Consider the following 8,056-nt stretch of genomic DNA (forward strand, 5'->3'; position numbering starts at 1 on the left):
ACGCGCCAGGGCGCCAGGAGGCGAAACGCGATGAGGCGTCGGTCCGAGACGCGCCAGGGCGCCGAGCCGTGATCGGCTCGACGCCCTGCGCGCGGCTGTCGGGGTCAGGCGGTGACGGTTCGCCGCTGCCAGTCCGCCGTGATCCGGTCGAGCGACCCGTGATCGAGACTCATCCCCCCGAAGTTGGCCAAGGTGCTCATCGGCATGGTCCCGATCACCTCGATCAGCTCCTCCTGCATCACCGTCGCCGGCTGCCCGCCGTTGACCGCGGCGGTGATCAGCTCCCGACCCACCGGGTCCTGCATCCACTCCTGCAGGGTCGAGTCCCGGGTCAGCGGCTCACGCAACGACGGCGCCTCGACGGTGATCGTCCGGCTGAGCGGGAGGTCCCGCGAGTGCGCGCCGGCCCCGATGACGAAGTCACCGGCCTCGACCGCCCACCGTCCGTGACGGACCGACCAGAACGAGAAGGCCCGCTGGTCCAGCTCGACGGACACCCGGCGGGACTCGCCCGGCGCCAGGGCGATCTTGGCGAAGCCCTTGAGCTCGCGCACCGGTCGGGCCACCGAGGACTCGACATCGCGCACGTAGACCTGGACGACCTCGGCGCCCGCGACGGCGCCGGTGTTGGTCACCGTGACCGTCACCGTGGCCGCCAGGTCCCCGTCGGACACCGACCCGTGGGTGTCGACCGCCAGGTCGGTCACCTCGAAGCTGGTGTAGGAGAGACCGAACCCGAAGGGAAAGGCCACCTCCAGGGCGGAGGCGTCGTAGCCGCGGTAGCCGATGAACAGACCTTCGCCGTAGGTGACGATCCGGGAGTCGCCCGGGAAGTTGAGGTACGACGAGTTGTCCTCCAGCCGGAGCGGGATGGTCTCGGCGAGTCGACCGGAAGGGTTGACCGCACCGGACAGCACGTCGGCGATGCCACCGGCAGCCGCCTGGCCACCGAGCCAGGCCTCCACCAGGCCCTTGGCGTACGGCAGGACGCGGTCGAGCACGACGGTCGAGCCGTTCATCAGCACGACCACCACGTTCGGGTTCGTCGTGGCGACGGCGGCCAGGGCCGCCAGCTGGTCGGCGGGCAGGTTCAGGTGGGTCCGGTCGAACCCCTCCGACTCGTCCGCCGCCGGCAGTCCCAGCACCATGATCACGGTGTCGGCCGTCGAGGCGACCCGCACGGCCTCGTCGAGCAGACTCTGCGGGTCGTCGCTCCCCTCGTTCCCGACCCGGTAGCCCGGGGCGAACGGGACCTCACCGTAGACGGTCCCCAGCTCGTCGAGCAGCACATCGAGCCGGGTCGGCACGACCTGGGAGGAACCGGCGCCCTGGTAGCGAGGGGTGCGGGCGAACTCGCCGATCACGGCGACAGCGGCGCCGGTCGCCAGCGGCAGGATCCCGTCGTCGTTCTTCAGCAGCACCACCGACTCGGCGGCGGCCTGGCGCGCCAGGGCGTGGTGGGCGTCGCGGTCGAAGCTCTCCTCCAGGCCGAGCACACCCATCCCCTTGCTGACCAGCTCCAGCACGGTGCGGACGCGGGTGTCGAGGACATCGAGCGGCACCGAGCCGTCCTCGACGGCAGCGATGATCTGCTCGGGGCTGCGACCCAGCGCCGGTGGCATCTCCAGGTCCAGGCCGGCCAGCAGGGCTGGGACCCGGTGGTAGACCGCACCCCAGTCGGAGACCACCAGACCCTGGAAGCCGAACTCCTCGCGGAGCACGGTGCTGAGCAGCCACGAGTTCTCCGAGGCCGACTGACCGTTGACCTTGTTGTAGGAGCACATCACCGACCATGGCTGCGAGGCCTTCACCACGCGCTCGAAGGCGGGCAGGTAGATCTCCCGCAGCGTGCGCTCGTCCACCCGGGCATCGACCCGGAGCCGATCGGTCTCCTGGTTGTTGGCGGCGTAGTGCTTGACCGACGTGCCGACACCCCGCGACTGGATGCCGTCCACGATGCCCACGGCGAGCTCGCCGGTCAGGAACGGATCCTCGGAGAAGTACTCGAAGTTCCTTCCACACAACGGCGAACGCTTCATGTTGATGCCCGGGCCGAGGATCACCGAGAGGTTGGCGGCGCGCGCCTCCTGGGCGAGAGCCTGCCCGATCCGGTGCACCAGGCCGGGGTTCCACGCCGACGCGATGGCCGACGCGGTCGGGAAGCAGGTGGCGGGCAGGGAGCCGCTGAGACCGACGTGATCGGCCTCGTCCGGCTGGGCCCGCAGCCCGTGGGGACCGTCGGAGACCATGATCCGGGGAATGCCCAGCCGCTCCACCGGAGCGGTGTACCAGAAGGAGGAGCCGCTGGTCAGCGACGCCTTCTCAGCCAGGGTGAGCTCGGTCAGCAGCTGATCGACATCGAGCACGTCGTTCACCTCACCTTCTTGATCGGGAGCACGATGAGGGCGCCGACCAAAGCCGCGCCGGCCGCAGTGTAGAGCAGCAGGTCGTAGTTCTGGTTGGTGGCGCTGTTGACCGCCAGCAGCGCGGCGCCGAGCACCGGGGCCAGCGTCTGCGGCAGCGCGTTGGCCATGTTGAACACGCCCAGATCCTTGCCCGCGTCATCGGGGTTGGGCAGGACGTCGACGACCAGGGCGAGGTCGACCCCGACGTAGATGCCGAAGGCGACGCCCAGCACGACCTCGACCAGGTAGAACCCGGTGACCGTGTCCACGTGGGCCAGGGCGAAGATGCCGATGCCGAACAGCAGGGTGGAGCCCGCCACCAGGAACTTGCGCCGGCCGGTGCGGTCGGAGATCTTGCCGGCGACGTAGGCGGCCAGCACGAGGGCAACCGTGTAGACGAGGACGCCGATCAGGACGGCCCGTGGCGCGTCCGCCTGGCTGACCCCCAGGTTGTCCTGCAGGTAGAACAGCCGGTACGTGGTGAACATGAACGTGGCCAGCGTGATCAGGAACCGGGACCACCAGGCGAAGGCGAAGTCCGGGAACTTGAGCGGGTTGAGCCAGAAGGTGGTGATCCACTCGCCGACCGTCATGGCCGGGGGACGGCCCTTCAGGCGCTGGTCGGGCAGGATGAAGGCGAACACGATCATCGCGCCGATGGCCAGGATGGACGGGGCCACGAACAGGATCAGCATCTGGTCGGCGAACTGCTCGGCCACGAAGGTGCCGCCGAGGACGCCGATGTTCTGGGCCATGCCGAGCAGGGCGGAGACCCGACCGCGCTGGAACTTCGGCACCTGGTCGGAGATGGTGGCGATGAAGGGGGCGAGGGTGGCGTTGGCACCCAGCTGGGCCAGGCACCAGCCGAGGGTCAGCAGCGGCACCGACGGAGCCAGCGCCATGATCACGAACGCGAACGTCATGACGACGGTGCCACCGACGATCCAGGGGCGACGGCGGCCGAAGCGGGAGGTGGTGCGGTCGGACAGCCGTCCGAACAGCACGTTGCCGATGACGGCGAAGAGTGCGCCGAAGCCCGCGACGATGCCGAGCGCCGAGGTCTTCTGGTCGTCGGGGACGATCGACTGGACCTTCACGCCGATGCCGATCGTGGCCGGTCCCAGCAGGGCGATGAAGAAGACCAGCTGGGCGACGACGAGACCGATGATGTACTTGCGACCCACCGCCTCGGTGGGCTCGGCGAACCAGTGGTGGTCGTGGCCGTCGAGGGCGACCTCGGCGTCGTGGGTCGGCGGCAGCTCGCCGTAGGGGCTTCCTGGGGTACTCATCGGTGGGTTCCTCCGTCCTTCACTGAAGCGAGTCAGTGAAACGTGTCAGTTGCGCGTTTCAGTACAGTAAGGGGATGGTCGATCGGGTGGCAACAAACGTGACGGACGTTACGCCGGCGAAACACAGCCGCGGACGGGTGCGGCGACCGACCGCGGCCGACGTCGCCGCCCGGGCGGGGGTGTCCCGGGCCACCGTCAGCTACGTGCTGAACGACACGCCGCACCAGGCCATCCCCGACCGGACGCGGGAGCGGGTGCGCGCCGCCGCGGCCGAGCTGGGCTACACACCGTCGGCGGCCGCCCGCGCGCTGATCACGGGTCGTTCGGACGTCATCCTGCTGCTGCTGCCGGACTGGCCGATCGGATCCACCGTCGGCCACCTGCTGGAGAGCCTGTCGGACGCCCTCGGCCAGCAGGGCTTCACCTTCGTCGCGCACCCGCGCTCGGCCGGTCGACCGACCACCGACGTCTGGAAGGCGATCACGCCGGCCGCGGTGATCACCTTCGAGGAGCTCGAGCAGGTCGAGGCGGAGCGCCTCCGGGCGGCGGGTATCGAGCTGTCCGTGGCTCTGCTGGGCGACGCCGGCCCTGCGGCGCGGGCGATGGACATACCCGAGCAGCGCACCGGTCGGCTCCAGGCCGAGCACCTCGCCGCCTCGGGTCACCGCCAGCTCGGCTACGCCTGGCCGGACGACCCGCGCGTCGTGACCTTCGCTCAGCCGCGACTGGACGGCGTCCGCCAGGCCTGCGCCGAGCTCGGTCTGGACCCGCCGACAGTCGTCCCGGTCCCCCTCACCCCCGACGGGGTGCAGCGGGCTCTGGAGGTCTTCCACGGCGCAGACGGGCCGCCGGTCTCAGCCGTCTGCGCCTACAACGACGAGGTGGCCCTGGCCCTGCTCGCCGGTGCCCGCCGTCAGGGTCTCGACGTCCCCGGCGATCTGGCGGTCATCGGGGTCGACGACATCCCCTCGGCCGCGGTCTCGGTGCCCGCCCTGACCACTGTCCGGGCCGAGACCGCCGTGCTGGCCCGGTTCATCGCGGACTCGATCATCCGACAGCTCGACGGTCGACCCGCCGCCGAACGCCCGGGCTCCGACATCCACTCGATCATCCGGCGCGAATCGGCCTGATCTGCGCCGCCGGCCCGTTCGGGGCGGGGCGGGGCGGTTCGGGGTGCGGAGAGCCGAGCTGGTCGGGGCGCCAGGTTCGGAGTGGTCCAGCGCCGCGTCGGACTACCGGACGTGGCTCCTCGGCGACATCCGGATCACCTGCACGAGGTCGGACCACCGGACGTGACTCCTCGGCGACATCCGGATCACCTGCACGAGGTCGGACTACCGGACGTGACTCCTCGGCGACATCCGGGGTGACTGGGCGCTCGGCCGTACCACCGGACGTGACTTCGGAGCCACGTACCGCAGACCGGGACTCCCGCACGGACACCGGATGCGACTCCGCGGCGACATCCGGATCACCTGCCCCAGATCGGACCACCGGACACGACCTCTCGGGGACATCCGGGGTGACTGGGCGCTCGGTCGGACCGCCGGACGTGACCCCGAAGCCACGTACGACAGACGGGGACGCCGGCACGGACACCGGATGCGACTCCGCGGCGACATCGGGCTGGCGAGCACCGAGTGCAGCCCGCCCGTGGTCGGAAAACCCGGCACACCACCCCGCCGTACGAGCCGACATCCCGCCCCCGATCGGAAAACCCGGCACACCACCCAGCCGTACGAGCCGACATCCCGCCCCTGGTCGGAAACCCGGCACACCGCCAGCCGTACGACCGCGCATGCCGCCCCCGGTCGGAAAACCCGGCACACCACCAGCCGTACGCGACTCCGGAGCCACGCACGACGGTCCCCGACCCGCGCCAGCACGTCAGATCCGGCGCCACCGGCCGAGTGAGCGAGCCCGCCAGGCCGAGTCGTGCTCGGGTGCTACAGGGTGGCCGCAAACGGGTCGAACCCAGCCGAGACCAGCGGAACCCGGTCGACCCGGCTCTCCACGGCGACCACCCGGCGCTCGGTGAGGGCCTCGTCGATGGCGACCAGGGTGTCGAGCACGTGGAAGCCCAGCTGACCGGACGCCAGTGGCGTGCCGCCGGTGCGAGCAGCCCGGGCCAGATCCAGCACGCCGAGCCCCCGTTCGGCGCAGGCGCCGGAGACCTCGACGGTCTCCCACCGCGGATCCTCCTCCAGGACAGCGAAGTCGGGGGCCCTGGTGATCTTGACCTCACCGGTGAACAGGTTGGGATCGGGGATGATCATGGTCCCCTCGGTGCCGGTGACCTCGACGTAGCCCGTCCGGGTTAGCGGGGAGTCGAAGCTGAAGACGCTCTGGCTCACACCGCCGTCGACGAACGTGGCCAGCGCCGACACGTGGGTGGGCACCTCTACGGGGAACTCGGCGCCCGCCCGGTCCCCGGCGAGGACGGTCCGGGTCGAGCGGCTCCGCGAGCCCACGGCCGCGACGTCCCGCACCGAGCCGAACAGCTGGATCAGGGCGGTGAGGTAGTAGGGGCCGATGTCGAACAGCGGACCCGCACCGCGGGAGAACAGGAACTCCGGGTGGGGGTGGAAGATGTCGGGACCGACGTACTGCATCACCGTCTGGGCCGACAGCGGCTCGCCGATGTCGCCGCGGGCGACGGCACGAAGGGCTGTCTGCACCCCCGGGCCGAGGACGGTGTCCGGCGCCACGCCCACCAGCAGCCCGGCGTCCTCGGCCTGCGCGAGCAGCCCACGACCGCTGTCCCGGTCCACGCTGATCGGCTTCTCGGTCCAGACGTGCTTGCCGGCGGCGATCGCCGCCCCGGCGACCTCGGCGTGCACCGCCGGGATGGTGAGGTTGACCACCACCTCGACATCGGGGTGCTGCAGCACGTCGTCGCCGCTGCCCCACTGTCGGACGCCGTGCTGCTCGGCCCGCGACCGTGCCAGGTCCACGTTGCGGTCCCCGAGGATCACCACGTCGATGTCGGGGAACCTGGTCAGGTTCTCCAGGTACGTGTTGCTGATCATGCCGGTGCCGATGAAACCGACACCCACGGGTCCGGTGCGGGTCACGAGCGGGTTCCTTCCTGGGAGCTGGACGTGGTGGCGAGGTGGCGGCGGAGGCCCGCGACCACCAGGTCGTGGTCTTCGGCGGACGAGAGTCCGGACGCCGTGACGGCGGCGACCACCCCGGCCCCCCGGACGCGGACCGGGAACGACCCGCCGGTGATCGCGTAGTCCGCACCCAGCCAGCCGATCGCAGCGGCGTCGACACCGGCCGCCGCCAGCCGGGCCGCCACGAGGGCGCTGCTGGACTCCATCCGCAGCACGAGCGCGGCCTTGCGGGCGATCCAGCTCTCCTGGTCTGCCGTGATCCCGGGCAGGGACCCGCGGAACAGGATCAGACCCGAGCGGCGGATGTCGATCCCCACGGCGTGGCCGGCGGCCCGGGCGACCTCGACCAGCCCGGCACCGAGGGTCCAGGCATCGGTGTGATCGAAGGAGTCGAGGACCAGCTCCTCCTCCTGGCTCTGCAGGCTGGTGATGAGGTCGGTGGCGGCCTCGGGCATGGGTGGTTCCTCCAGTCGGTCGGACATCAGTGCTCGCGATACTTCTGGCGTCACTGATACGTATCAGTTGTGCGTATAAGTGATGGTAGGGCATGATCGTCGGCATGGCAACGTCGACAAGTTCAGGTGAGGGTGTGGGTCGGGCCGGGCGGGCGAAGCGTCCGACCGCCACCGACGTCGCCCGCCGGGCCGGCGTGTCCCAGGCAACCGTCAGCTACGTGCTGAACAACAACCCACGCCAGGCGATCCCCGAGACCACCCGGCAGCGCGTGCTGACCGCCGCCGACGAGCTCGGCTACACCCCGTCCGCGGCCGCGCGGATGCTGGTCAGCGGCCGGTCCGACGTGGTCGTGATGCTGCTGCCCGACTGGCCCATCGGGCTCGGGGTGGCCAGCCTGCTGGACGAGCTGTCGCAGGCGTTCGCGCGGCACGACCTCACCTTCGTCATCCACCCGCAGGTCCGCGACCGCCCGATCACCGAGCTCTGGAAGTCGGTCACCCCGGCCGCGGTGCTCGCGTACGACACCTTCAGCGACGCCGACCGCACCGCGATCCAGCGCAGCGGTGCAGAGCTGGTGCTCATCTCCGGGGTCGACGGCGGCGACTTCGAGTCCAGCATCGCCCTGACCGGCCGGCTCCAGGTCGAGCACCTGGCCGCTGCCGGTCACCGCCGACTCGGCTACGCGTGGCCCGATGACGACCGGGTGCTCTTCTTCGCCGAACACCGGCTCGACGGCGTCCGCGCCGCCTGCGCGGACCGCGGACTCCCCCCACCCCGGGTGGTGACCGTC

At 70.8% G+C, this 8,056-nt stretch carries 6 protein-coding genes; 2 read left to right on the top strand and 4 right to left on the bottom strand.

The features are described from left to right. Positions 1–104: 104 nt before the first annotated feature. Positions 105–2,375, bottom strand: coding sequence for a glycoside hydrolase family 3 C-terminal domain-containing protein (locus ABD714_RS05610; RefSeq protein ID WP_344811317.1), 2,271 nt, complete (start codon positions 2,373–2,375; stop codon positions 105–107). Beyond that, the gene (locus ABD714_RS05615) at positions 2,372–3,694 is read right to left on the bottom strand and encodes an MFS transporter (protein ID WP_344811318.1); all 1,323 of its coding nucleotides are present in this window, start codon (positions 3,692–3,694) and stop codon (positions 2,372–2,374) included. The genes ABD714_RS05610 and ABD714_RS05615 overlap by 4 nt, the downstream gene beginning before the upstream one ends. Before the next feature lie 137 nt (positions 3,695–3,831). On the opposite strand from ABD714_RS05615, the gene ABD714_RS05620 reads away from it, so the two are divergent. Further along, entirely contained in the window at positions 3,832–4,824 is a 993-nt protein-coding gene (locus ABD714_RS05620) for a LacI family DNA-binding transcriptional regulator (RefSeq protein WP_344811319.1), read from the top strand. A gap of 816 nt (positions 4,825–5,640) precedes the next feature. Here the strand turns inward: ABD714_RS05620 and ABD714_RS05625 are convergent. Beyond that, positions 5,641–6,768 carry a Gfo/Idh/MocA family protein gene (locus ABD714_RS05625; RefSeq protein WP_344811320.1) on the bottom strand — a complete coding sequence of 376 codons (1,128 nt, stop codon included), beginning with the start codon at positions 6,766–6,768 and terminating at the stop codon, positions 5,641–5,643. Next, positions 6,765–7,265, bottom strand: coding sequence for a heme-degrading domain-containing protein (locus ABD714_RS05630; protein ID WP_344811321.1), 501 nt, complete (start codon positions 7,263–7,265; stop codon positions 6,765–6,767). Before ABD714_RS05630 ends, ABD714_RS05625 begins: the two co-directional genes overlap by 4 nt. A gap of 104 nt (positions 7,266–7,369) precedes the next feature. Between ABD714_RS05630 and ABD714_RS05635 the strand changes: the two genes are divergently transcribed. Beyond that, positions 7,370–8,056: LacI family DNA-binding transcriptional regulator (locus ABD714_RS05635; RefSeq protein WP_344811322.1), on the top strand; the 687-nt coding region annotated here is incomplete at its 3' end.

This window comes from Microlunatus aurantiacus (assembly GCF_039536605.1).
Lineage (GTDB): Bacteria > Actinomycetota > Actinomycetes > Propionibacteriales > Propionibacteriaceae > Microlunatus > Microlunatus aurantiacus.

Bases quoted from the DNA above. Each gene is read 5' to 3' on its own strand.
- ABD714_RS05630 (WP_344811321.1), bottom strand. From the start codon at position 7,265: ATGCCCGAGGCCGCCACCGACCTCATCACCAGCCTGCAGAGCCAGGAG.
- ABD714_RS05615 (WP_344811318.1), bottom strand. From the start codon at position 3,694: ATGAGTACCCCAGGAAGCCCCTACGGCGAGCTGCCGCCGACCCACGAC.